Raw genomic sequence first — 23,974 nt, 5'->3', positions numbered from 1 at the left:
AGAAAAGGCAGGAGCCCCGCCTCCCCCGCCAAGGCGGAGGAGCAGGGCTCCTTGGGTACTGCTATCCATCTCCGGATCTGTCACCGGAGCAACCACACGCCCCACTCACGTGAGGCGCCCGATTACATCGGGGTGACGTTCTCCGCCTGCGGGCCCTTCGGACCCTGCGTCACGTCGAAGGAAACGGCCTGGTTCTCCTCAAGGGAGCGGAAGCCGTTCGCGTTGATCGCGGAGTAGTGGACGAAGACGTCCGGGCCGCCGCCTTCCTGGGCAATAAAGCCAAAGCCCTTTTCAGCGTTGAACCACTTCACGGTTCCGGTAGCCATAAGCCCTCCTTGGGCCAAAGGGTTGCCCTGCTCCAGAACCAGCGATTGTTTAAACAACTGCATAAGTCTGAAAACGACGAGAGCCCACGGAGTTACATGCTCCGCAGGCTCTGTACTGCAAGGGAAACCAAACTGCAACTTGCGGCGAGCTTAGCACGCAGGCACGGGAATGCAATAGGGGGCAAGATCACGTCACCCGGAGGTTTGACGAGGGCTCCGGCGGGGTTGACGGCGGGCGCGTCGGGGGCCCGGCGCCCGGACCGTACCGCATGGGGGCTAGCCTCCCCGATGTGGACAATTCTCCCCTGGACGCCTCCGCGGGGGCGGGCGCCGAACAGCGACACGGCTCCCGCCGCATCCCCCGGCCGCGCGTCGGTCACATCCAGTTCCTGAACTGCCTGCCCCTGTACTGGGGGCTCGCGCGGACCGGGACGCTCCTCGACTTCGAGCTGACCAAGGACACCCCGGAGAAGCTCAGCGAGCAGTTGGTCAACGGCGAGCTCGACATCGCGCCGGTCACGCTCGTCGAGTTCCTCAAGAACGCCGGCGACCTCGTCGCCTTCCCCGACCTCGCGGTCGGCTGCGACGGCCCCGTCATGTCCTGCGTGATCGTCTCGCAGGTGCCGCTCGACCAGCTGGACGGCGCCCGGGTCGCGCTCGGCTCGACCTCGCGCACCTCCGTGCGCCTGGCCCAGCTGCTGCTCGCCGAGCGGCACGGCGTGCGGCCCGAGTACTACACCTGCCCGCCCGACCTGGGCCTGATGATGCAGGAGGCGGACGCCGCGGTCCTCATCGGCGACGCCGCGCTGCGCGCCAACCTGATCGACGGGCCGCGGCTCGGCCTGGACGTCTACGACCTCGGGCGGATGTGGAAGGAGTGGACGGGCCTGCCGTTCGTCTTCGCCGTCTGGGCCGCCCGGCGCGACTACGCGGCCCGCGAGCCGGAGGTGGTGCGCGAGGTCCACCAGGCGTTCCTCTCCTCCCGCGACCTCTCCCTCGACGAGGTCACGAAGGTCGCCGAGCAGGCCGCGCGCTGGGAGTCCTTCGACGCCGGCGTCCTGGAGGAGTACTTCACGACGCTCGACTTCCGCTTCGGCGGCGCGCAGCTGGAGGGCGTCACCGAGTTCGCCCGCCGGGTCGGGCCGACCACGGGCTTCCCCGCGGACGTACGGGTGGAGCTCCTGGAGCCCTAGGGCTGCCGGGAAAGGGCGGGTCAGCTCGCCGGGATCGGCGCCTGCATGTGCTCGCTGATCCACTGGACGGGGCCGTCGGCCATGGCGGGCACGTACGAGCGCGCGTTGTGGCCGCCGCCCTGGATGACGTTGAGCCGCGTCTTCACCGGGCCCTTCCCGTACTCCTTCATGAAGGACCGCAGCCTGGCCCGGCCGGACTCCTCCGTGCCGATCTGGAGGGCGAGGTCGACCTCGGGGCCGCCGCGCTCGGCCAGCCGCCGGGCCAGCCGCCCGGGGTCGTCGGCCCGACGCTCCTTCTCGTGGCCGGCCCAGAGCGGGGAGTCGGGGACGGTGTCGGGGCCGCTCGCGATCACGGCGCGGAACTTCTCCGGGTGTTTCAGGACGGACTTCAGACCGACGAAGCCGCCGGAGGAGGAGCCCATGAAGGCCCAGCCGTCGCGGGACCGGAAGGTGCGGAAATTCGCCTTCACAAAAGCGGGCACGTCGTCCGTCATCCACGTGCCCATTCGCGGTTGCCCCGGAATATCACTGCCGTCGTAATAGTGCTCCGCGTCCGGATTGAGTACGGGCATCACCACGATGAACGGCAGGCTCTTCCCCTCCCGGGACCACTCGGCGATGCTGCTCTCCAGCTTCAGGTCGGTCCCCATCCAGTAATTGGTGGGATAGCCGTTGCCGCCGGGCAGGGCTATCAGGACCGGGAAGCCGCTGTGCGCGTACTTCGGGTCGAAGTACTGCTTCGGCGCCCAGACCCATACCTTGCCGGTGAATCCGGACTTCTTGCCCTTCAGGGTCGTCACACCGATCTTCGTGCCGTCCTCCAGGGTGTTCGCGGTCGTGAACTGCGCGCGCGGTCCCGTGGGCAGCAGCGTCTTGTCGGCCGCCGCGCCCTTCGCCTGCCGGGTGGCGCCCGACGGCTCGGGTCCGTCGAACCGCACCGGCTCGCCCTTGTCGGATGCGCAGGCCGACAGGAGCAGCGCCGAGGCGAGGGCCGCGGCGGTCGCGGCGAGAGCGGTGGGGGACGGGCGGCGGCGGTTCATGGGGACCTCGGAGCGGGGGACGTAGGTGACCAATACGGTCATTGCGCACATGTAGAGGGGAATGCGGGCGGGGACGTTCCCGCGGCGGCGCGCGCACTACGCTGACCCCCGGTGCCGGGGCGCGCGGGGTGTCCGGCGCCACCGGCCGGGGGAGGCCAAGGTCATGCATCCGCTCGAAGCCGGCGAACCCACCGTGATCGGGCCCTACCGGCTCCTCGGCCGGCTGGGCTCGGGCGGCATGGGCCGGGTCTATCTGGGGCGCAGCGAGGGCGGCCGCACCGTCGCGGTCAAGATCGTGCACCCGCACTTCGCGCTCGACGAGGAGTTCCGCGCCCGCTTCCGCCGCGAGGTCGACGCCGCGCGCCGGGTGGGCGGCGACTGGACGGCGCCGGTCCTCGACGCGGACCCGGATGCGGCCGTGCCGTGGGTCGCCACGGGGTACGCGGCGGGGCCCTCGCTCACGGAGGCGGTACGGCAGGTCGGGCCGCTGCCCGAGCACTCCGTACGGGTCCTCGGGGCGGGCCTCGCCGAGGCGCTGGCGCACGTGCACGGTCTCGGGCTCGTCCACCGCGACGTGAAGCCGTCGAACGTCCTGCTCACGCTGGACGGCCCGCGCCTCATCGACTTCGGCATCGCGCGGGCCACCGACGGCACGGCCTCGCTCACCGCGACCGGCGCCTCCATCGGCTCGCCGGGCTACATGGCGCCCGAGCAGATCCTCGGCCGGGGCGTCACGGGAGCGGCGGACGTCTTCTCGCTGGGCGCGGTCCTGGTGTACGGGGCGACGGGGGAGTCACCCTTCCCCGGTGACTCGTCGGCCGCGCTGCTCTACAAGGTCGTCCACGAGGAGCCCGAACTGGGCGCGCTGGGCGGCGACTTGCGGGAGATCGCGGCCGCCTGCCTCGCCAAGGATGCGGCCGCGCGCCCCGCTCCCGGTGAACTCGCCCGCCGCCTCGCCCCACAGGGCGCGGCCCGCCTCGTGACGGCCGGGTGGCTGCCGGGGCCGGTGGTGGAGCGGGTGAGCCGGGGGGCGGTGCGGTTGCTGGATCTGGATACGGGGGCGGGGTCGGGGGCGGGTTCGGGGTCAGGGTTCGGCTCGGGATCGAGTTCGGGTTCGGGTGTGGGGCCGGGCGTGGGCGCTGGTGCGGGGTTCGGTGCGGGGGCCGGGGCGGGGGTGTTCGACGCGGTGTCCGGGCCGGTGGCCTTCAACTCCCCGTCCGTATCGGGATCGTTCGGGCCGCCGGACCCGTCGTACGCCGCGCCGGCGACGGGGTTCGCGGACTCCGCACCGCCCGCGCAGGCACCGCCCGCGCACGCACCGGCTTCACCGGCACCGGCTCCGCTGACGCCGCCCGTGCCGGGCCCCCGCTCCGAGGCGCCGGCGGACGCGGAGACCCGGCCGCCCGGCAAGTTCTCCGTCTCCGTCGCCGCGACCTCCGGGCCGGGCGGCGAGAACGGGCGCGGGCGCAGGGTGAGTTGTACGGTCGCGCTCGCCGTGGCGGGCGCCATGGCCGCGGTCACCGTCGGCTCGGTGTTCGTCTTCGGTCTGCTGCCGGACGACGGCGACAAAGCGGCCGGCGGCCAGGACAACGACCAGCCCCCGGCGGCCACGGCCCCGCCCGGCACCACCGACCCGACCCCGGACGCCGGGGTCCCCGCGGCCTACCTCGGCACATGGCGCGGCAAGGCCGACGCGAGCGGCGGCACGATCCCGCTGGGCACGTTCACCGTCACCCTGCGCCAGGCGAAGCCCGGGCAGCGGGTCGGCACAGTCGTGCAGCGCGACCCGATCGACAACACCTGCACGGACGTGCTCACCCTGAAGTCGGCGTCGAAGCGGGTCCTCGTGGCGAGGGCCAAGGGCGCGAAGGACAACGGCAGCCAGTGCTCGCAGACACCGCACACGGTCTACCTGACCCCGTCCGGCAAAACCCTGGGCTACACGTCCAATGACCCCGGTGCGGACAACCCCGCGGCGCGGCTCTCTCCGGTCAAGTGAGGTCCTGCGGAGCCGGCTCCGCAGGAGCAGGCCCCGGGGAGGCGGGCTGCGCTCGGGCGAGGCGGGCGCGCCGCTTCCGCACGTACACGAGCACGAGCCATCCGCCGATCCCCGCGCAGAGCACGGCCGCCGCGATCCCCGGCGCCCACAGGTAGGGATACTGCTCGTGGACCCAGCAGGGCTCGCCGTGCGCGAAGCACTCCGGTCCCCGGCGGCGGCGCTTGGGGCGGACCGCCGCGAAGTTGAGCAGGAGCAGCAGGCAGGTCAGTGCCGTTCCCGGCAGCGCCGCCGCGGCCCAGCCGGTGGAGCGGAGGGGCTCCTTCTTCCAGTTCGCCCGGCTGAGCGGGGCGACGATCCCCGCGACCGCGGGCGGGACGAGCAGCCCGACGGTGATCGCGAAGCCGTATCCGCCGCCCGGCCAGGCGGGGGACACGTCACCCCACAGCGTCGCCCCCCAGGCCATGTCCGCCAGGGCGAACAGGACCGCGACGACGAGCACGGTGAGGAACAGCAGGGGTGCCGAAGAGCCAGTTGCTCTCCTCGTCGTCCTTCGCCGGCCGCCTGCCCGGCCGCCCGCCCGACGTCCGCGCCCCCGGTACGTGCGCGTACCGCAGCGCCGGCTCCGCCGCGCGGCGCCGGGTCTTCTTCGCCGATCCGCCCATGAAGTGGTCAGCCCTACAACGGAGTGGTGACCGTGGCGAGTTCGCCGTTGCCCAGGTGCAGCATGCCCTTGCCCGGGGCGATCGGGCCGCCGATCAGGCTGCGGGAGATCCGCAGGCCGATCAGGTCGCCGCTGGAGCTGTCCTGCGGCGAGAGCAGGATGCCGCGGCGGCCCTTCTTCGCGTCGACCTGCCAGCCCGAGAAGCCGCTGCAGACGTCCTCCTCGTCACCGGCGAGGACCAGCGCGAGGCCCTGTTCGGCGCCGCGCTGGATGATCCGCTTGAAGTGGCTCGCCGCGTCCGCGTCCTCCAGCATCTCCGCGTCGTCGATGAGCACGACGACCGGGTCCTCGCGGGACGCGTCCGCCTCCTCGATGAGCTCCTCGAACTCGTCCTCGTCGATGTCGTCGCCGGTGAACACCTTCAACACGCCCTCGGTGCCCTCCAGTTCACGCAGCGGCGACAGGCGCGGGGCGGCGACCACCAGACGTACGCCCTGTGTGCGGAACGAGCGCGCCATGTTCATCAGGACCGTCGAGCGGCCCGACTTGGCCGGGCCCGCGATGACGAACGCCGGCACGCCCTGTGCCAGGTCGGGGCCGTGGCCCATGACCTCGTCGCCGCCGATGCCGACCAGCGCCCACAGCCTGGAGCGCGAGGCCTCCGGGTCGCGCAGCTCCCACGCCTCCTCGAAGCCGATGCGGCTCGGCAGCGTGTCGACGCGGAACGGGCGCAGGTGGCGCGGCACTTCGGCGTCGCGCGCCGCGGCCCGCTCCCCGATCGCGGCGATCGCGGCGGCCTGTCCCTGGCCCGTGGAGTCCTCCGAGAGCAGCGCGAACTGCGTCTCGGTGCCGGACTCGTTGCGGAACGCGCGGCCCGGCGCGATCTCCTCGGGCACCTTGCGCGTCGGGATGCCGAGCATCGAGAAGTCGGAGCGGTCCGCGAGCCGCAGGCCGTACTTGTCCTCGGTGAGGGAGGAGATCCGGCCCACCAGGAGCTGCCGGTCGCCGGTGAGGATCATGTGGATGCCGACGCTCGCGCCCTCCCGCATGATCGTGGTGACCTCGTCCGTCAGCGAACCGTGGTCGACCTCGCCGAGCGTGGGCAGCCAGCCCTCCCAGCGGTCGAGGAGCACGACGAGGTGCGGCAGCCGCTCGTCCTCGGGCGCATCGGTCCGCTGCTCGCCGATGTCCGCGTACCCCTTGTCCGCCAACAGGTCCTGGCGGCGCGTGAGTTCGGCCTTGAGACGGTTGATGAGCCGCACCACGCGCTCGGTCTGGTTGCGGCCGACGACGGCACCGCAGTGCGGCAGCCGGGTCAGCGCGTTCAGCGCGCCGTTGCCGCAGTCGATGCCGTACATGTGGACGTCGGCGCAGGAGTGCGTGCGCGCGAGCGAGCCCGCGATGGTCCGCAGCACCTGCGAGCGGCCGGAGCGCGGGGCGCCGCCGATCATCAGGTGGCCGAAGCTCGCGAAGTCCACGACGACCGGGCGGCGCGCCTGGTCGGCGGGCAGGTCCTCGACGCCGTACGCGGCGGGCGTGAGCGCCCCGGGGGCCGTGCGCGGCGCGGGCACCGGGATCTCGTCGAGCAGCACGGTCTCGCCGAGCGCGGGCAGCCACGGGCTGTGCTGGGCGGGGATGCCGAGCGTCCGGTTGGCCTCGATGACCTCGTCGACCAGGACCTTCAGGTCGGTGATCTCCTCCTCCTGGCGGGCCTCGGCCTTCGGCTTCACCAGCGAGGCGCGGCCGAGCGCGGACCAGTCCAGGGCGTCGACCCAGGGGGCGAGCACGGCCGGGTCGGCGGCGCCGGGCCTGCGGCCACCGACGCGCCCCGACTGGAACGGCACGAGGGAGGCGTGCCCGAGCCGCACGTACGCGCGTCCGGGGGTGTTCTTGGAGATGTGCCCGGCCTCGGGGGAGTCGATGACGTCGGTGGACTCGCCGCCGTCCGTCACGCGCAGCGCGATGCGCAGGTTGGTGTTGGCGCGGATCTCCGGGGAGACCACACCGCTCGGCCGCTGGGTGGCGAGCAGCAGGTGGATGCCGAGCGAACGGCCCCGCTGCGCGATGTTCACCAGACCGGTCACGAAGTCGGGCAGGTCGCGCACCATGGAGGCGAACTCGTCGATGACGATGAGGAGTCGGGGCACCGGCGGGTGCGACGGATCGCGCCGCACCAGGTCCTGGTAGTCCTCGATGTCCTTCGCGTCGGCGTCGGCGAGGATGTGCTCGCGCCGCTTCAGCTCGGCGCCGAGCGACTCCAGGGCGCGCTCGACGAGGTGCGCGTCGAGGTCGGTGACCATGCCGACGGTGTGCGGCAGCTTCACACAGTCCTTGAACGCGGATCCGCCCTTGTAGTCGACGAGGACGAACGTCATGTTCTCCGGGGTGTTGGCCACCGCGAGCGCCGCCACGATCGTCTGCAGCAGCTCCGACTTACCGGAACCGGTCGTACCCGCGATCAGGCCGTGCGGCCCGTCCTTGCGCATGTCGATGCCGAACGGCCCGTCGTACGACTCACCGATGACGGCCATCGTCGACTGCCCGCCCGCCTGCCAGCGCGCGGTGATCGCGCCGGCCGTCGGCGGCTCCAGCTGCAACACGTCCAAGAGCCGGCTCGACCCGGGCAGCGCGGAGTCCTCGGTCTCGCCGCTGATGTCGCGCAGCGGCGAGATGGCGCGGGCCAGACGCAGACACCAGGCGGGGGTCACGAAGTCGGGCCGCACGTCGGTCAGCCGCTCCGCCCCCGACATCTCCACGCGCAGCCGCAGCTCCTGGGCGGCGGTGGTCTGCCGGGCCTCGGGCGCGCTGGTGTGCCAGGCCTGGAAGGAGGGGAAGCCGCCGGGGGCCTGCTGGGGCGGTACGGGCGCGTGGGGGAGGCCCTGCTGGGCCGGGCCGCCCGCGTGGGCGAGGGCGTGGGCGTGCGGGTCGGGCTTCGGTTCGGCGACCACGAACGCCAGGCACTCGCCGGGCAGGAACCGCTCCTCGGTGTCCAGGCAGAGCGCGTACATGTGCACGGCGGGGCCCTCGCGCAGCAGCCGTACGACACCCGGCAGGGACCGCAGCCGCCGCGAGCCGTCCCACACCACGACGATGTCGGGGTCGGAGAAGTTGGCGCCCTGGCTCTTGTTCTGCTCGGCGGCCTTCACGCGCGCGTCGAGGATCTGCGTCAGCTCACCGATGCGGGCGCCGACGGTCTCGGCGTCGGTGCCGATCAGCAGGTTGATGTCCTGGCCGCCGGAGGGCTTGGCGTGCGGCAGCCACCGCATCCAGTCCCAGCTCTCCCGCGAGGTGTTCTCGGTCAGCACATAGAACTGCACGTCCATCGGGCTGTGCAGCGTCGCCGCCTGGGCCACGGCCCAGCGCCCCAGCGCGGTCGCGGAGTCGCCGGGCCCGGCTATGCCGATCACCCCGAGCCCCTTCAGCGGCAGCGCGACCGGGGCGTCCTCGATGTGCCAGGTCACCTGGCGCCGGTGCTCGTCCTTCTCCGGGTCGTCGAGGACGACCTCGGAGGGCAGCCGCCCGGTGCCGAACCGGATCAGCAGATGGTCGGCGTCGGTCCGCCGCCGCTCCCACAGCCGCGTGCGGGGCCCGGTGCCGAGCGCGAGGACGGCCGCCGGGTCGGGGACGGCGCTGCGCCGGTCGAGCCGCTCGGCGACCAGCGCGTCCTGGGCGTCCTTCTCGATCCGCGCCTTGTGCTCCTTGTACTCCTTGACCTGCTTCGCATGGGACGTGCGCCCGTGCTTCTTGTCCATGAAGTAGTTGCCGAACAGCATGATGGGGCTGAGCCCCGCCATGATCAGGTAGTACCAGCGATTGAAGATCATCGCCGCGACGACCGCGCCGACCAGCGGGAAGAGCGCCATCAGCCACGGCAGCGGCCGCGCCTCGTACTCCCGGGGCGGGCTGGGCAGCTTGAAGTGGGTCTGCCGCTCGGGCGGACGCAGCCGCGGGGGCCGGTTGTAGTCCAGACCGGCCCCGTCCTCGGACCACTTCAGGGCGGCGTTCGGCGGCGTGTAGCGGACGAGTTCGAGCAGGGTGTTGCCGAGGGCGATCTGCGCGCCGAGCGGCCACGGGACGGTGTCGCGCCGGCCCTGCGCGGCGCGAGCCCTGGCCCGCGCCTCCTTCCACTCCCGCTTCTCCTGCTTCTCGCGCTTCTCGCGGGCCTTGCGGTCCTTCTTGGACTCGCCCTCGGGCGCCGGCGCGGAGGCCGGCTCGGGCTCCTCCTTCTCCACGCCGAAGGGCTCCCCGTCGAGGGTCACGCCCTCCTTGTCCTTCTCCTCGCCGTGCAGGGTGGCCTGACACGTCCCGTCGGTGGCGACCGACAACGTCAGGGCGCGGGCGGGCATCTCCGGATCGTCGACGCGCAGGTACGCGGCGGGCCCGCTGCCGATGTCGTACCGCCCGATGCCGAGCCGGTGCACGGCGCCCGCGGCGGCGCCGCTCGCGACGCGCAGCTCGACGAGGCCGGAGGGCTCACCGGGCAGACAGCCGGCCGGGTCGTCGAGGCTGACGACGGCGCCGTCGCGCAGCGGCGAGGTGACGACGGTGGCGGCGGGATCGACGGCGTACCCGTCGACGTAGACCAGGGGCGCCCCACCGCCCGGCACCTGATGCGGCTGCGCCTGCTGCCGGTGGCCGATGGGGATGATCTGCGCCCCGCTGTGGCCGACCTGCCGGGCCAGTTCCACCGCGATGTCCTGGACGGTGGACTCGGGATCGGCGTCGAGAACCACGTCGGCGGAGCCCCCGCCGAACGGATCGACGACGGTCAGAGTCAGGCGCACGATCGTCCTCCCCGGAGCTGAACAATGGGCCTGACGATATCTGCTCCCCCCTTCCCACAGGCAACGGCCGGGGGCCGCCCCCGTCCCGCGGCCATCTCCGCCCGCGTCACGGGACGGCACACCTGCTGGAGGTCACGGCTTCGCACTCGCTCATGACAGAGCTGTGACTGAACCCGACTGGGATCCCACCGGCCCCACCCGTAAGCTGCTTGGCGCAAGAGCGGAAGATCACACCATCCGCGTTACGGGTGCCACGGGGGTTGGCCCTGCGGCGAGTTGATTGGGAGAAGCCTCATGGCTGGCAACAAGGACCTTGATGTCACATATCAGGAGATGCGTGACGCGGCCAAGCACGTGGTCAAGGAGAAGGACAAGCTCAACGAGAAGCTGGACGGCCTGAAGAAGTACATCAAGAACCTGGTCGAGACCGGCTTCGTCACGAAGAGCGCGTCGAAGGCGTTCGACGAGAACTTCGACGAGTTCGTCGAGGGCGCGAAGAAGACGCTCGAGGGCCTGGACGGCATGGGCGACTACCTGACCAACGCCGCGGACAAGTTCGAGCAGATCGACGACGAGCTGGGGAAGGCTGCGCGCAAGTAGGCGCGCACCGCGGGGCACGCCCGGTGTGGCAACCGGCAGCGAACGCACCGGGTGGCCCCGGCCCGGCCTCGTCCGGGAGAGGGGTGGGTCCCTGCCCACGCTGTCGGCCATTGGTCCCAGCCTTGTCGGCTGCCCGTGGTCACGCCGCGGCCGGCAGGCATGGGCGATTTGATGCATCTGTAAACGGGGGAGCGCAATGAGTGACTTGTCGGTCGACTATGCCGTGTTGAACCGGGTGAGGCACAACCTCGACCACATCGCCCACATGATGAAGCAGCCGGGCCGGGACATGGAGAAGGTCAGCGGCGAAGCCATGGGTGTCCCCGAACTCGCCAAGCGCATGGACGACTTCGGTGATGAGTGGTCGTACGGGATCAAGCAGCTGACGAAGTTCTCGGGGAAGGCCTCGGAAGCGCTCCTGAAGATCAAGGAGTCCTTCGAGAAGCTGGACGACGAGCTTGCCAAAATGGGCGAGAAAGGCAAGGGGAAAGGCAAGGAGAGCGGTAAGTAGTCATGGCTGAAGCACTGCTTGAGAACTTTCCGGCCCTGGGGTTCGTTCCCTGCCCTGGTGACCACACGGTGGCGGACGACGTCGCCAAGAAGGTCGGCAAGACGGCGAAGGCACTCGTCGAGATCTGCCAGGTGCTGCACGGCACCGGCGTCGGCGACTGGAAGGGCAAGGCCGCGGAGGGCTTCCGGGAGAAGTTCGACGACGAGTTCCGCCCCAAGATGGATGAGGCGCGCGACTCGTTCCGCGATGCAGCCTCCGCCTTGACCGACTGGGCCGACTACATGGAGCGCAAGCAAAAGGCCGCCGTGAAGCTCGAGGCGGAGGCGGCGCTGGTCAACGAGGCTCTGAAGGACGCGTACGACAAGGTCGACAAGCTCAAGGAAGCGGACGACAAAAAGGACGACAAGAAGAGGGACTCCAAAGACCACGAGGAAAAGGTCAAGGATGCCAACCGGGCGGTGAACACACAGGACCTCGAACTTGAGGAGCTGCGCCGCAAGGGCCGCCGGATGAAGAAGAACTACCAGGAGTACGGCAAGGAGATAGCCGAGCGGCTGAAGGCCGCCATGGACATCGCACCGAACGAGCCCGGCATGTGGGACAAGCTCGGGGACGCGCTGGAAAACCTCGGGAAGGCCTTGGCGGATCTGCCGGGCAAGCTCGGGGACGTCCTCGCCGAGGTCGGCGAGTGGATCAAGAGCCACGCGGACTGGATCACCGTGGCGGCCTCGGTCATCGGTGTCGTCGCCATCTTCTGCCCGGTACTCGCGCCGTTGGCGATCGGGCTGAGCGCCGTGGCGCTGCTGGCACACGCGTCGGCGTACGGCATCGACGGCCTCTTTCCGCCGACGGGAGAGAGGATCGGCAACTGGCTCACGCTCGGCGGCGACGCGCTGGGCATGGTGCCCGGCGTCGGCGCGGCGAAGGCCGGGGTCATGGCCGGCTTCAAGGCGGGCCGGGGGGCCGGCGGCGTCGTCGCGGGTGCCAAGGTCGGCATCAAGACGGCGGGTACGACCGCGAAGAACGTCATGAAGGCGGCGGACCCGGTTGCCAAGGTGATCGACAAGCCCATCATGGCGGCGGCCAGCAAGCTGGGTGTCTCCAGAGGTGCCGCACTGACCGCCACGGAAGGCGTGCAGGCCGCTTCCCAGCTCGCCTGGACCGCACCGACCGCCATCAACGCCTACGAGACGAGCACCGGCAAGTACGACGCCGCGACCTGGGGCACCGGCGTGGCCAACATCGCCACCGGGTCGGGCGGCGGCAAGTTCGGCGGGGCCGTCGCCATCGGCAGTGCCATCGGCCTCGGCGCCTGGGAGCTGACGGACTGATGGCACCCACCGAGTCGCTGCGGCTCTCCGATCCGGTTCCTGCCGAACGACCGACCCCTGCGTTTCCCTCTCCGTCCGGTCCGCCCTATGCCGAGGTTCCGGATCTCTGGTTCGAGCTTCCCCCCGGCTTCACGGAGTTCGACCTGGCAGAAGAACCCGAGGAGCGCATGCTGCGGATGGCCGAGGCGGTCGACCCGATGTTCGCCGGTGCCTCGCCCCTGCAGAAGTTCAGCCTGGTCATCTCCGGCGAGTACGCACTGCAGACGATGATCGCGGCGGGCGCCGAACACGTGTCCGCCTGTCTGCTGCGCATGCCGGACGGTGAGCTGTCCCAGGGGACGCTGTCCGTACTCATCGAGAGGCCGGAGGCCGGCCCGCAGGACCAGGACAGGCGGGGGGCGGCACGGCGCACAGCCGTCCAGTGGCGCGAACAGCATCCGGACGCCGAGGTCGCCCTGATCATGCTGCCCTACGGCCCGTCCGCCCTCTGTATCCGCGACCAGGAGCTGGAGCTGCCTGGCGTACTCTTCGGCCTTGATGATCCCATCCCCACGACCATCCGGCAGGTTCAGCTCTGTGTTCCTTTGAGCACCGGTCCGGGTTCGGCGCTCTTCCTCTTCATGACCGAGGACAGGGAGCACTGGACCGAGTACCTAGATGTCCTCAGCGGCATCATGAAGTCGATCTCGACGGACGAGCCGACCGGTGAGAGCCCCTCGGCGACCGGCGAACCGGCTGCCTGAGAGGTCGGGTTGATGAACGAAGGGCCAAGCATGAGCGCCGGTACGGAGAGCACGGACCGGGAGCGACGCGCGCGGTACCGCGTCCCCATGGTGACCGGTATCGGATGCTACGTGCTGGCCGCGATTGTGGGGATGTACCTCGTCGCGGCCGACTTCGGCCTCGGTCTCCAAGTGCCTCTGTGGATCGTGCACGGGGTGCTGCTCATCGTGCTGATCCGGCGCCTGGGGGTGGGTGGTGAAGCCAGTACGTACGCTGCCTTGTTCATCGTGGGTGCCTCCGTGATGTCCGCGGGCGTCGCCGGCATGGCCCGCGATGACCTCACGCTTCAGCAGCGAGGCAAAGAGGTCACCGCAACGGTGACGAAGGAACGGCGTGATCCTCCCCAGGGACGTAAAGCCCGTGACCACCACTACACGCTGAAGCGCCAGGACGGTACTCGCGTTCCGGGCCCCGAGATGAAGACGCCTTCCGACCTCTATGACGTGGGCCAGGTCGTCACGGTCATCGAGGACCCCGAGGGCGCACTCGGTCCCCGGACACCGGGCCAGGCCGACGCCACCGGCGAACTGCTCGGCGCGGGCGCGTTCGCTCTGGCCGCACTCGGATCCGTCGGCTGGATGACCTGGCGAGGTTCGACGACCGCGAAGCGGCGGGATGACGGGAAGCCGTCCGCCGCGGCTCGCAAGGCGTACAAGTCCGTCACCCGCAACCACTCCTCGCAGGACGAGCAGGAGGAGAAACTGCGCGAGGCTCTGCGTACATACCCCGTAGACCGGCGCGGCTACATCAAGGTGCACCCGGAGCAATACCCGGATGTCTCTCAGCACCGGGCCGCGCGGATCGCCTGGGAGATGGGGCTGCGGGCGGAGGCGGCAGGCAATCGGGGTGCATGGCGCTTCGGCGAGACAGTGGTCGAGGAAGTCCCGCACGACTGAGTCTTCAGGGAGCGGGTCTCGGCTGTCGTCGTCCGGGGGTTCGCAGCTCTAGACCCTCGGAGGCGTGCGCTGTTCTTCGCGCCCGACTGCTCGGCACGATCAAGGAGCGCGTTCGACGGACTTGTGCTGCATGGGGGCTGCGCTCCTTCGATGAAGGTTGCCGTATCGCGTTCGGGCGTCACCGGTTGACGGACTGGACTTCCTCCACGGTGACGTCCTGTACTGCCTCGACGGTGCCGTCGGGCATGCCCACCGGGGTGTCCTGCCCGGTTCCCGTCCAGCTGATCTCCCAGGTGAGGGATGCCTTGAGGGGGAACGTGGCGCCGGCGGACGAGCGGCCGTAGACGATGCCGCAGGGCGGGGTCTCCTTCGACCTGCCCTTCGCGTAGGGCTCACCGATCTTGCCGTCGACGATGGGGCATTCACCGGAGGCGGGGATCAACTTCGCGTCGCCGGTGCCCGGTTCGAGGGTCAGCGCCTTGGGCTTGGCGGTGGTCGTCGCGCGGATGTCGAACCCGGGGACGTTGATCGCCGCGGTCGCCCGTACGTCGTCGAAGGCGGCCTTGTCCAGCCAGGCCCAGGTCGGCAGATTCACCTTGGTGGTGCCGTCGGGCGCGAGGGAGACCTTGGTGTCGGGCAGCCGCATGTGCTGGTAGGCGAGGGCCGCGAGCATCTCCGGCTTGATGGCCTCCTCGTACTGCGCGGGCGGGGGCTCGCCGTTCTCGACCCAGAACGGGATGTCGCTGCACGAGCTGCGCTTGAGGACGTCCGGCTCGTCGGGGTTCTCGACGGCGGCCCAGAACATCCCGTCGCCGTCCTTGTCGACGTTGTAGTCCTTGTACCCGGGGGTGTCGGTCCAGCCGTAGTCGTCCTCGTAGTGCCGCTGCATCTGATTGATGGCCGCGCCCGCGTGCCCCGCCATCCCAGGTGCGCTCGCGGCTTCCTTGAGCTCCTTGGACATCTTCTTCTTGAATTCCTTGGCGCCGTACATCGGGGCGTACCAGCAGGGTGGTGGCGTCCAACTGACGTCTGCGGCAGCGAGGTTGCCGCTGCCTCCGCTCTTGGCGACGGATCCGGAGTACTGGACCTTGGCGGCGGCGTAGATGCCGTTCTTGCCGTCGCCGCCGCCCTTCTGCTCAGCGCTGCCGCTCTCGCGGCCTTTGCCGGTGTCCACCGGCTCGGCCACGGCATGAGGTGCCGCGACGACGAGGGCGCCTACGGCCAGTGCTATCGCGGTGCCGGCGCGGACTGTGTGTCGCGAGCTGCTCACTGGCATTTCTCCGCCTTCGTCTCGACGAACACCTTCGATGCCTGCCAAAGCCCCTTGCCTGTGGGGTGCTTCACCATGATGACCTTGTAGTAGGAGAAGTCCTTGGGGCTGGGCTTGGTCTTCAGGATCTTGCCGGTCTTGACGTCCTGGCCGTAGAACTTTCCGGTGTCGGCACAGAAGGCGACTTCGACGGAGTTGCCGCCCGGGCCGGATCGCGTGGTGGACTGGTAATGGCGGCGGGTGCCGTTACCGGTCCAGCCACCCTTGATCCACTCGTTGATCTGCACCTTCCCGTAGTGCAGCGCGCCCCCGGTCGCGTACGCCGACAGGGCCGCATCCTTGGTGGTGCGCTTGTCCACGCCCCGGTAGATGGCCCGCAGGAAGTTCGCCGCGTCGTTCATCGCCGCCGCCTCGTCCTTGTCCTTCGGCTTGTTCCAGTCGAAGACGAGGTTCATGCTCTTCGGCAGCGACACGTCCACGCCGTCGGGCTTGTCCTCGGCCGGAGCCCCCGAGGGGTTCCCGCTCTTCTCCGGCGCCTTCGAGGCCTTATCGGCCCCAGCGATCGCGTCCTTGTCCTTCGAGTCTCCGTCGTCCCCGCTGCCGCAACCCGTGAGGAGCAGGGCTGCGGTCGCGGCGAGCGCGGCGACGACGGGCGTGGTGCGGCGATTCACGGTCGGCTCCCGGTGGGGCGAGGGGTGTCTCCAGCCTGCCGACGTTAACCGCGGGGTTGTGGGTTCCGCCAGGGGAGATAGCGGGACGAGCCGCCCGATTTCGATGGACTGTCACCGTGTCGTGATGCGAGGGCGCGGGACGGTTCGGGTAGTCGCAGGTCTGCGGATCGGTGGCTGCGCCCACGCGGAGGCCGACGGACGTCGCGACGGGACCGGTTCCGGGGACGCTTCGAACTTCACGTGGGTGCCGAGGCTCACGCAGGAGGCGGAGCGCAGACGTTCAGCGCCCACGTCACTGGCACTCCTTGGCATCGGACCGGCCGCTGAGCTCCTGGAGCTGCCATACGCCGCCGGGCGCCTTCCGGAGGATCGTGTCGTAGCGCGTGTAGTCGTTCGGGGTCGGTGTCGTGGACTCGACCTTCTTGGTCTTGATGTCCTTGGGAAACGCCTTCGTCTGGTCCTCGCAGTAGGAGACGTATGCCAGGTCCGACGTGTGCTGGGTGACCTTGCGGTCGTAGTAGCGGTACGTCCCGGAGATGGTCTTCCCGCGCTTTCTCGCCTGCTGCAGCTGCTGCGTGTAGAACGACTTGGCCTTGCCGGTGAAGTACGTCGTGAGGAACGGGGACTTGGGGTCCAGGTCGACAAAGATCCGCTGCCGAGCCATGAGGTTCTCCGCCTGCTTTTTGAGGATCCGGTCCTTCGCCTTGTCGCCGGTGGTGTCGGACTCGATCTCGACCTTGATGTCCTGGGGAAGACCGAAGTCGGCTGTCTCCGTCGGAGCGGTCGAGTCGGCCTGCGGGCGCGCCGAAGCGCCGGACTTTTCCTGACCGGCTCCCTTGGCCGTGCCGTCCGGCTCCGAATCGCCTCCGCAGGCCGTCAGGAAGAGGGCGGCGGCCGCGGCCAGAGCGGTGGCCACGGGCAGGGTGGGGCGGTTCACGGTGGACTCTCCTGTGACGCGAGGGGGAGGTGAGGGTGTGACCGACGCTACCTCGCAGGGCAGAACGCTCTCCGGGGCGGTGACGTCTTGGTGGAGCGTCGACAGGCCGTCGGGAAGCTTCGGCTGCTGGGAGGGGTAGGCGAAGTCGGCCGAGACGACCCGGCGACCGACGGCTCACTGCTCCACATTGACGAACAGACTCCGGGCGAAGTCGTCGAACTCGGCGATGTTCGATGTGACCCACCCGGTGTCCTCGCTGAGCGTCCGTACGATGACGTCGATGCCCAGGGACTCCAGGCGCCACGCGTAATTGACCGAGCAGCACATCGCTTCGGCCTTCGCCGCCACGAAGCAGCGGATCGATCGCTTGCCGCGGCCCAGGCGTTCGGTGTCGAAGTCGATGACCTCGGGGTCCTGGACGGCGCCCGGCTCGTTCTTCTGGACGAGCTCGTCCAACGTCGCCTCGACGTCGCCTTCGCTCGGCCCCGCGTGCACGAGGAAGGTCAGGAACTCGCGTCGCGGGTCGGGGACGTAGAGGAAGATCTGGTGCGCCGGCACGGTCTTGGGGATCAGCTCGGCCGCCGAGTCGAGCTCGAAGGCCAGCATCTTGACTTGTTTGTCGTCGACCGGCTCGTCGTCGACGAGCCGCCAGAGCAGCTCCGAGGTGCGCCGCGCCCACTTCTTGCGCTCGCGGGCCGCCCGCCACCCGTCGCCGAGGATCGGCATGGCGGGCCAGACCGTGGCGTCGCTGTCCGTGTCGAGGGAGAAGGTGACGTTCACTCGGTCCTCCAGCGGAACGTGGTCATGACGGCGTCGAAGAGTTCGACGAGGATCTCGGTGAAGTCGCTCTCGGCGAATTCGCTCCCGGGGTCGCCGTCACTAGGACCAAGCCGCCCCGACGGGGCCGCCCTCGTCTCCGTCGCCCTCCGACGAGGGTCACTGCCGCCCCCGCGAGAACTCCCCCCGCCCCACCCGCCGCGCCAGCCCGTTCTCCGGGGTGGTGGTGTCGAGGAGGGAGCCGTAGCCCGTGGCGGCCCAGAGGCTTTTTGTCGCGTCGGCCTCGAAGTAGGGGAGCAGCCGTTCGCCGGGGGCGTCCGGCTGCGTGGTGATCTCGGTGAGCACCTCGGGTGCGCGGCGGTCTCGTACCGCTTGGGCGCAGACCGTGCAGGCGCCGACCCGGAGTTGGTCGCGGCGGCCCACGGGGCGCCAGGTGATGCGGCGGGCCGCGCGGCCGTGCAGGGGGTTGAAGAAGCAGAGGGGGAGCGGGTCCGGGGTGCCGTCCAGGGCGTCGCGGCCCTCCGTGACCAGGGCCAGGACACCGGCGAGGTCGGGCAGTCCGCGCGCGGCGTCGAGGACGGTGCCCGCGGCGGCGTACGCGTCCAGGGCCCGCCGCAGCCCGGGCGTCGTCTCCGCGTCCGCGGCCTGCGCGGCATCGCCCAGGGCGAGTACCTCCGCCTCCGCGCGGCGGCGCAACTCGCTCTCGTCCGCCGTGCGCGCCGCGGCGAAGACCGCCTGAGGGAAGGCGAAGGGGGCCGTGGCGTGGGCGCCCCGCGGGGAGCGTCGACCCCGGCCCCGGCCCCGGCCCCAACCCTGACCCCTACGCCGGCTTACGGAACGTACGAGCAGAGCCGCGCACGTCAGACCTGCGATCGCCCCCACCAGTACGGGCCATCCGGGTTTGTCGGAGGCGCCGGACCCGGCGCCGTCGTCGGGCCCGGCGCCCACGTGGTCGGCCAGGCTCTCGTCCAGTTCCTTCGACGCCTTCGCGTACGCCTTCGTGCCCTCGCGCCGCGCGATCAGGTCGATCGCACCCGCGGTCCGTTCGGCGAGGCCGGCGTCGTCGAACTCGTCCATGATGCCGACCGCGGCCGCCGCGTCGTCCGCCTGGTGCGTGTCCTCGGGCCATTCGAAGCCGTGGACGTCGTCGTTCCGGTCCTTCTCGGAGGTGAGGAGGATGAGGTCGCGGTCCGCGTCCGGGTCCGTGCCCGGGTCCGGGTCCGTGCCCGGGTCCGTGCCCGGGCCCGTTGGGTCGGCATCCCGTCCCGCCTGCTCCTCGTCCGCCAGGCGGTCCCGTACGACCGTCGCCAGCGTGTCGGGGTCGCCGCCGAAGGAATCGCCCGTGGCGAGCGGGACGAGGATGACCTTGATCGGCAGGCCCGCCTTCCGGATCTGGGCGACGAGTTCCTTCTGGCGGGCGGGCGGCACGGCGGACGTCGCGTACGACGGGTCGACGTACACCGGCGAGGTGCGCAGCGCGTCGGCGATCTTCTCGCCGGGGCTGGAGGGGCCGGGTGCGGGGGCGGTTGCGGGGCCGGCTCCGGGGGTGGCGGAAGCCGGGACAGGTGCCCCGCCCGACAGGCCCAGGGTGAGGGCGATGAGGGCGAGGGTCGCGTACGGGCGGGCCGCGGTGCGGCGTTTCAGGTCACTGGACACCGACGTACTCCCGTACCTGGCGGATGAGTTGGGGCACACCCTTGCGTGCCGCAGCACGCAGCGGTCCCGGCGTCTCGTCGTACGGGACGCGGGCCGCGCCCCGCCCGCCCGCCGGGTCCGGCAGCGTGAGGCGGAGGGAGTAGGCGCGGCCGGGTTCCTCCGTCACGAAGACGCGGCAGGAGGCGCAGACGGGGAGGGTGCGGCGCCGGCTGTCCTCGGGCGCGTACTGGGCCTCGCGCCAGCCGGTCGCCGGGCCGTGCAGGGGGTTGAGCGCGCAGCAGGGCTTGCTGGTGTCGCCGGTCGCGAGTGCGGCGCGGCCGATGCGGGCGAGGGTGATGGCGGCGGCGAGGTCGGCGGGTCGTACGTCGTCGTGCACGCGTCCGTCGGGGCTGCCCGGGTAGGGCCGGCCCCCGTTGGACCCGGCCGTGAAGGCCCCGCCTCCGTCGGATCCGGCCGTGAAGGCCCCGCCTCCGTCGGATCCACCCGCGGATGCGGCCCCGCCCCCCTCCCGGTCGGCGAGAAGCGTGGCGGTGTCGAGGCAGTCCCATACGCGGGTGCGCAGGGCGGATGGGAGCTCGGCGTTCGGGTCGAACTCGTCGGCGAGCGCGGCGAGTTCCTCGGTGGCCGTGTCGCGCAGGTACCTAAGGGAGGGCGCGACCGGAGCCTCGAAGGAAGACCCCGGCCGGGTCGGCACCCAAGCTGACGAGCCGGCCGCCACCCCCACCAACCGGCCGGAGCGCCGCATGCGCCCGACGCGCCGAACGCGCCGAACGCGCCGGACCACCCCCGGAACGCCGAGCCCCGCGGCGACGAGCGCGAACACCACGCCGGCCCCCATCGCGCCGAGCATCAGCCCCGGCCAGAAATCCCCGCTGAACAGCCGCGGCAGCGTGCTCTCCTCGACGGGATCGGGGGCGGGCTCGCCGTAGGAGGAGGTCTCGGGCGCGTCCGTGCGGGGCGCCTTGTCCAGGAACGCGAGCAGCTTGTCGAGCCGCTCGCCGAGCCGATGGTCCTCGGAACGGTCGTCGGAGCCGGCGTAACTGATCGCGTCCGGTACGTCGAAGGCGGCGAGGTTCGCGTCGATGCGTACGTCGTACGTGACGACGTCGATGCCTCCGACGTACGGATCGGCGACGACGTAGACGCCGGGCTTGCCGAGCCGCGCGTGCAGCGCGTCGGCGAAGGTCTGCGGAACGCCGGCGGACTCGTCCTCGCTGAGCTGTGGCACGACGGCGACGTACACGGGTCCGCGCCGGAACTCGCCGACCTGCGACCGGAGTTCGGAGATCTGCCGGGCGGTGAGCGGCCGCGGGCTGTCCGGGTCGGTGTAGACGGGGTCGCGCCGCAGTCCGTCGGCGACGCGTTGGACGCGGGCGGTCATGTCGGCGGAGGTGGGCGGGGGAGCGGCGTTCGACGTGGACTGGTGGAAGACGGCGGAGGCGGTGACGGCGACGAGGGCGGCGAGGGCGGCGGCGACGGTGGCTTCGATCCAGTGGCGGCGGAGTCGGAGTCGGCGTGGGCTGAACCAGCGGGAGTTGGCGTCACTGCGGTCGGTGCCGGTGCCGGTGCCGGTGCCGGTGCCGGTGCGGGTGCCGGTGCTGGATCTGGTGCGGGTGCCGTTACTGGTGCGGGTGCCGGTGGGCGGGCGACGCCACCGCCACCGCCACCGCCGTACGTACGGAACGACCAGCAGGACGAGCAGCGGCAGGGCCCCGAGGACGATGCCGGTCAGGAAGGACTGGTTCCGCCGGTCGGTGGGACCGACGTGCATCTTCGCGGGCTCCTTGTAGCCCTCGCCGTACGGCCCGTGCCCGCCGTACTCCTCGCGCGCGGCCTCGGCACGCTTCGCCGCTTCTGCGCGCCCCTGGGCGATGACGTCGACGAACCGTTCGAAGCCGACCAACGGGCCTGCGTCGTACGGGAGTTCATAGGCCTGCACCGTCAGCGCGTCGTCGGCGGGCACCCGCACCCCGAACCCGCCGGCCGCCACGACGGAACTCTCGTCCACGAGCACGAACAACCCGTCCCGCCCGAGCCGATCGTGCACGGCCCCGAGCAGCGCCTGACTGTCACTGCTGCTCCCGCCCCCCGGCAGGACGAGAACGTACGTGGGCACCCCGGTCCGCTTGGCGAGCCGCACGAACTCGGGGGCGGTGGAGCGGGGGACGGCACGGGGGAGCTGGTCGGTGACGTAGACGGGGGCGGCGCGGAGGTGGGCGGCGAGGGTGGCGGCTTGGGTCGCGGGCGGGGTGTTGAGGGGGGAGGCGGCGGCGGTGGTGACGGTGGCCAGGAGGGGGAGGAGGGCGCAGGCGAACAGGAGCGTGCGGAGGAGGGCCCGGCGCCGGGCGGATTCGCTCCTGCCGGTCGGGGGGCTCGCGGCTCCGTTGCCCTGGTACCGGGGGCGCACGGCCCGGTTGCCCCGCTGCCCGAGGCCCAGCGCCCGGTTGCCCCACTGCCCGAGGCTCACGGCCCGGTTGCCCCGGCGAACCCTGCCGCCACGGACGTGTGCCGCGCCCCCCGCCGCCATGCGCACTTCGGCCCCCTCGGTCATGGGGCGCACTTTACTGTCGCGACGGGTTGGGGGGCCATGGGGAACGGGGCCGTGCTGGCACGACAGGGACCTAGCCGTGCGGCACGGCTAGGTCATATATGGGCGGCGACGGCCTCAGGCGTCTCCGTTGCGGAGCACGCCGCGCCGCCCTCGTCGGCCCGTGAGTCAGTGTTCCGCCCTGATCCCGCGCTCAGCCGCAGGGACGGGCTGGCGGCCAGCCAGTCCATCAGCTCGCCATCAGTACGCCGTCAGCTCGCCGCTTCGACGAACTCGATCTCCGGTTCCTCGAACGACACGGTCTGAAGAATGGCCGTCATGATGTTGCAGAATTCGACCCAGTAGTCCGTGGACGCGGTGTGCAGCGTGAAGACCGCGGTGAACGGGCCCGTGGGGAACGGGACATGGACCTGTATCTGTCCTGTGAGGAGATCTGTCGCCTCGCCGGTCGCCGTGATCTCCGGGTTCAGCTTGTACTCGGTCAGCGTGACGCACGAGACGGCCGGCCCGCACGGCAGGTCGAGCCAGCGCGCGTCGTTGTGCGCGTCGCCGGAGAGGACGGCGAGGATGCCCTGGGCGACGGTCTCCGTGTCGCCCGTCGCCTGGTCGGTGGGGACGGCGGCCACGGTGAACGCACACTGGACGACACCGGCGGAGGGTTCGTGCCCGGCACCGGTCTCGTTCGCCTCCTCTGTCTCCTCCGCCATGGAGAAGAGTCCCACCGCCGAGTAGGAGACACCGGTCGCCGCCATGAGCTGGGCAAGGCCCGCGTAGTACGGGGCTGCGGGCTCCCAAATGCGCTCGTCTCCGCGGGAGTAGAGCCCGCGTACGAACTCCTCGGCACGTTCGGTCCGCTCTTCCGGCGTGGCCGCGAGGGGGAGGGCGTAGAACCCGTCGGGAACGTGGAACCAGATGGGTGGGGGGTCGAGTTGGTCGGTGGGGGTGGGCGGAAGCGTGTCCGTGGGGCCGGTCGGAGCGGTCATGAGGTGAGAAACGTCCCGGGAAGCGTTTGGAGGCGGGATTAGAGGTCTTCGGGGTGGTAGTCGGTGTACTCGACCTTGCTTCCGTCGGCATTCATCTTCAGGTCGCGAAAGTTGGCGCCGAAGAACGCGTCAAGTTCGCTGGGCACCAGAGCCTCGGCCCGGTAGTGCCCACACGGCCGACGGGTGATGAAGGGTTCTGCGAGGTCCGGCGCACGGGCGGTGGCGAGGAATTGGGCGACGGCGTCCTTCTGTGCCTGCGACAGGGATTCCACGGGAATCAGTTCAAGCGAAGGGTCGAGGTGACGAATTACCTTCGCGCGAGAAATGGACCTCATCCGGCACCATGAGCCGTCGATGAACGTCAGCTGGAAATCCCGACCGTCCTTGAAATCGCGCGGATCGACCTTGCTGATGTTTGACCGGGGGGTTTCCCAAAGGACTTCGTCTTCGATGCGGGAAGAGTCCTTCTTGTAGTACGGGAGGCCGACGATGACCAGGCGCCGATCGGTGACGATGGCGTGCGTACGGTAGTGCTTGTCGTCCGTCCGGCCGGGGTCGAGTTGCCAGGGCAGGGTGCGGGCGAGGGTGCCTGGCGCGGCCCACATGACGGGGAAGTCATCGACTTCGTCCGCGCGGTCGTCCGGGGTGTCGGAACCGGAGTCGCCGAAGGCGCCGCCGCTGAGGTTGCCTCCGGCGGCACTGAGTACGGCCATGAAGATCCCGCCCACGGCCATCAGCCCGCCCTTGCCGACCGTTCGCGCAACCGAGGAGCCGTCCGATCGGTTGGTGTAGACGGGGCCTTCGGGCCAGCCGGGCAGTTCGTTCTGGATGTCCTTGCGCTCGGTGTCGCGGAACCAGCGCATGCCCTTGACGCGCATGGCTTCACCTGTGGCGAAGGTGACGTCTCCGCGTGCCAGGAGGGCCTCGCCCGGTTCAGGTTGCCAGATGTTCATGCCTGTACGACTCTCCCTCATCGGTGACGCAGGACTTCGTCGCCCGACGCTCGCT

The 23,974-nt window shown here is 70.7% G+C and carries 19 protein-coding genes; 7 read left to right on the top strand and 12 right to left on the bottom strand.

The features are described from left to right. Positions 1 to 122: 122 nt before the first annotated feature. Positions 123 to 326, bottom strand: coding sequence for a cold-shock protein (locus ACFYO9_RS05995; RefSeq protein ID WP_006138897.1), 204 nt, complete (start codon positions 324 to 326; stop codon positions 123 to 125). A gap of 305 nt (positions 327 to 631) precedes the next feature. On the opposite strand from ACFYO9_RS05995, the gene ACFYO9_RS05990 reads away from it, so the two are divergent. Further along, the gene (locus ACFYO9_RS05990) at positions 632 to 1,519 is read left to right on the top strand and encodes a menaquinone biosynthetic enzyme MqnA/MqnD family protein (RefSeq protein ID WP_388666031.1); all 888 of its coding nucleotides are present in this window, start codon (positions 632 to 634) and stop codon (positions 1,517 to 1,519) included. Positions 1,520 to 1,539: 20 nt separating this feature from the next. Here the strand turns inward: ACFYO9_RS05990 and ACFYO9_RS05985 are convergent, their stop codons facing one another. Next, the gene (locus ACFYO9_RS05985) at positions 1,540 to 2,559 is read right to left on the bottom strand and encodes an alpha/beta hydrolase (protein ID WP_388666028.1); all 1,020 of its coding nucleotides are present in this window, start codon (positions 2,557 to 2,559) and stop codon (positions 1,540 to 1,542) included. A gap of 163 nt (positions 2,560 to 2,722) precedes the next feature. Between ACFYO9_RS05985 and ACFYO9_RS05980 the strand changes: the two genes are divergently transcribed. Then, positions 2,723 to 4,558, top strand: coding sequence for a serine/threonine-protein kinase (locus ACFYO9_RS05980; RefSeq protein ID WP_358774642.1), 1,836 nt, complete (start codon positions 2,723 to 2,725; stop codon positions 4,556 to 4,558). Here ACFYO9_RS05980 and ACFYO9_RS05975 read toward each other — a convergent pair. Continuing rightward, the gene (locus tag ACFYO9_RS05975) at positions 4,551 to 5,057 is read right to left on the bottom strand and encodes a hypothetical protein (protein ID WP_358774644.1); all 507 of its coding nucleotides are present in this window, start codon (positions 5,055 to 5,057) and stop codon (positions 4,551 to 4,553) included. The two genes, ACFYO9_RS05980 and ACFYO9_RS05975, sit on opposite strands and share 8 nt — an antisense overlap. Positions 5,058 to 5,233: 176 nt before the next feature. Beyond that, positions 5,234 to 10,003: an FtsK/SpoIIIE domain-containing protein gene (locus ACFYO9_RS05970; RefSeq protein WP_358774646.1), complete on the bottom strand. Its 4,770-nt coding sequence runs from the start codon at positions 10,001 to 10,003 to the stop codon at positions 5,234 to 5,236. Positions 10,004 to 10,297: 294 nt separating this feature from the next. Here ACFYO9_RS05970 and ACFYO9_RS05965 point away from each other — a divergent pair, with 294 nt between their 5' ends. The 5 genes from ACFYO9_RS05965 to ACFYO9_RS05945 all read left to right on the top strand — a co-directional run bounded on the left by ACFYO9_RS05965 (position 10,298) and on the right by ACFYO9_RS05945 (position 14,124). Then, positions 10,298 to 10,603 (top strand): WXG100 family type VII secretion target, encoded by a 306-nt coding sequence (locus tag ACFYO9_RS05965; protein ID WP_355804085.1) that lies wholly within the window; start codon positions 10,298 to 10,300, stop codon positions 10,601 to 10,603. Between the two features lie 223 nt (positions 10,604 to 10,826). Continuing rightward, a complete protein-coding gene (locus tag ACFYO9_RS05960) occupies positions 10,827 to 11,114 on the top strand; it encodes a hypothetical protein (protein WP_355804255.1) in 288 nt (95 codons plus the stop codon). Between the two features lie 2 nt (positions 11,115 to 11,116). Continuing rightward, entirely contained in the window at positions 11,117 to 12,445 is a 1,329-nt protein-coding gene (locus tag ACFYO9_RS05955; RefSeq protein WP_355804083.1) for a WXG100 family type VII secretion target, read from the top strand. Next, positions 12,445 to 13,188 (top strand): hypothetical protein, encoded by a 744-nt coding sequence (locus tag ACFYO9_RS05950; protein ID WP_355804081.1) that lies wholly within the window; start codon positions 12,445 to 12,447, stop codon positions 13,186 to 13,188. The genes ACFYO9_RS05955 and ACFYO9_RS05950 overlap by 1 nt, the downstream gene beginning before the upstream one ends. A gap of 87 nt (positions 13,189 to 13,275) precedes the next feature. Further along, the gene (locus tag ACFYO9_RS05945; protein WP_355804079.1) at positions 13,276 to 14,124 is read left to right on the top strand and encodes a hypothetical protein; all 849 of its coding nucleotides are present in this window, start codon (positions 13,276 to 13,278) and stop codon (positions 14,122 to 14,124) included. Between the two features lie 178 nt (positions 14,125 to 14,302). Here the strand turns inward: ACFYO9_RS05945 and ACFYO9_RS05940 are convergent, their stop codons facing one another. The 8 genes from ACFYO9_RS05940 to ACFYO9_RS05905 form a co-directional block, all read right to left on the bottom strand. Continuing rightward, positions 14,303 to 15,400, bottom strand: a complete 1,098-nt coding sequence (locus ACFYO9_RS05940; protein ID WP_358774649.1) for a hypothetical protein — start codon at positions 15,398 to 15,400, stop codon at positions 14,303 to 14,305. Continuing rightward, positions 15,391 to 16,065, bottom strand: a complete 675-nt coding sequence (locus ACFYO9_RS05935) for a hypothetical protein (protein WP_358774651.1) — start codon at positions 16,063 to 16,065, stop codon at positions 15,391 to 15,393. The genes ACFYO9_RS05940 and ACFYO9_RS05935 overlap by 10 nt, the downstream gene beginning before the upstream one ends. Positions 16,066 to 16,357: 292 nt before the next feature. Next, the gene (locus ACFYO9_RS05930; protein WP_355804075.1) at positions 16,358 to 17,002 is read right to left on the bottom strand and encodes a hypothetical protein; all 645 of its coding nucleotides are present in this window, start codon (positions 17,000 to 17,002) and stop codon (positions 16,358 to 16,360) included. 174 nt (positions 17,003 to 17,176) lie between these two features. Then, a complete protein-coding gene (locus tag ACFYO9_RS05925; protein WP_355804073.1) occupies positions 17,177 to 17,782 on the bottom strand; it encodes a hypothetical protein in 606 nt (201 codons plus the stop codon). Between the two features lie 156 nt (positions 17,783 to 17,938). Next, a complete protein-coding gene (locus ACFYO9_RS05920) occupies positions 17,939 to 19,435 on the bottom strand; it encodes a hypothetical protein (protein WP_355804071.1) in 1,497 nt (498 codons plus the stop codon). Further along, a complete protein-coding gene (locus ACFYO9_RS05915; protein WP_358774654.1) occupies positions 19,425 to 21,986 on the bottom strand; it encodes a hypothetical protein in 2,562 nt (853 codons plus the stop codon). The genes ACFYO9_RS05920 and ACFYO9_RS05915 overlap by 11 nt, the downstream gene beginning before the upstream one ends. A 248-nt stretch (positions 21,987 to 22,234) precedes the next feature. Next, positions 22,235 to 22,966, bottom strand: a complete 732-nt coding sequence (locus ACFYO9_RS05910) for a hypothetical protein (protein ID WP_358774655.1) — start codon at positions 22,964 to 22,966, stop codon at positions 22,235 to 22,237. Between the two features lie 38 nt (positions 22,967 to 23,004). Continuing rightward, positions 23,005 to 23,919, bottom strand: a complete 915-nt coding sequence (locus ACFYO9_RS05905) for a hypothetical protein (RefSeq protein ID WP_358774657.1) — start codon at positions 23,917 to 23,919, stop codon at positions 23,005 to 23,007. Positions 23,920 to 23,974: the final 55 nt, after the last annotated feature.

This window comes from Streptomyces sp. NPDC005863, from assembly GCF_042871345.1.
In the GTDB taxonomy this organism is placed as follows: Bacteria; Actinomycetota; Actinomycetes; order Streptomycetales; family Streptomycetaceae; genus Streptomyces.
Note: the sequence above shows the minus strand (reverse complement) of the source record. Positions and strands in the feature narration are given on the sequence as shown.

What these genes read in the sequence shown, in the direction of transcription:
- ACFYO9_RS05995 (WP_006138897.1), bottom strand. Translation starts at nt 326, where the DNA reads ATGGCTACCGGAACCGTGAAGTGGTTCAACGCTGAAAAGGGCTTTGGC.
- ACFYO9_RS05955 (WP_355804083.1), top strand. Translation starts at nt 11,117, where the DNA reads ATGGCTGAAGCACTGCTTGAGAACTTTCCGGCCCTGGGGTTCGTTCCC.
- ACFYO9_RS05910 (WP_358774655.1), bottom strand. Translation starts at nt 22,966, where the DNA reads ATGACCGCTCCGACCGGCCCCACGGACACGCTTCCGCCCACCCCCACC.
- ACFYO9_RS05915 (WP_358774654.1), bottom strand. Translation starts at nt 21,986, where the DNA reads ATGACCGAGGGGGCCGAAGTGCGCATGGCGGCGGGGGGCGCGGCACAC.
- ACFYO9_RS05980 (WP_358774642.1), top strand. Translation starts at nt 2,723, where the DNA reads ATGCATCCGCTCGAAGCCGGCGAACCCACCGTGATCGGGCCCTACCGG.
- ACFYO9_RS05985 (WP_388666028.1), bottom strand. Translation starts at nt 2,559, where the DNA reads ATGAACCGCCGCCGCCCGTCCCCCACCGCTCTCGCCGCGACCGCCGCG.
- ACFYO9_RS05945 (WP_355804079.1), top strand. Translation starts at nt 13,276, where the DNA reads ATGGTGACCGGTATCGGATGCTACGTGCTGGCCGCGATTGTGGGGATG.
- ACFYO9_RS05940 (WP_358774649.1), bottom strand. Translation starts at nt 15,400, where the DNA reads ATGCCAGTGAGCAGCTCGCGACACACAGTCCGCGCCGGCACCGCGATA.
- ACFYO9_RS05905 (WP_358774657.1), bottom strand. Translation starts at nt 23,919, where the DNA reads ATGAACATCTGGCAACCTGAACCGGGCGAGGCCCTCCTGGCACGCGGA.
- ACFYO9_RS05950 (WP_355804081.1), top strand. Translation starts at nt 12,445, where the DNA reads ATGGCACCCACCGAGTCGCTGCGGCTCTCCGATCCGGTTCCTGCCGAA.
- ACFYO9_RS05965 (WP_355804085.1), top strand. Translation starts at nt 10,298, where the DNA reads ATGGCTGGCAACAAGGACCTTGATGTCACATATCAGGAGATGCGTGAC.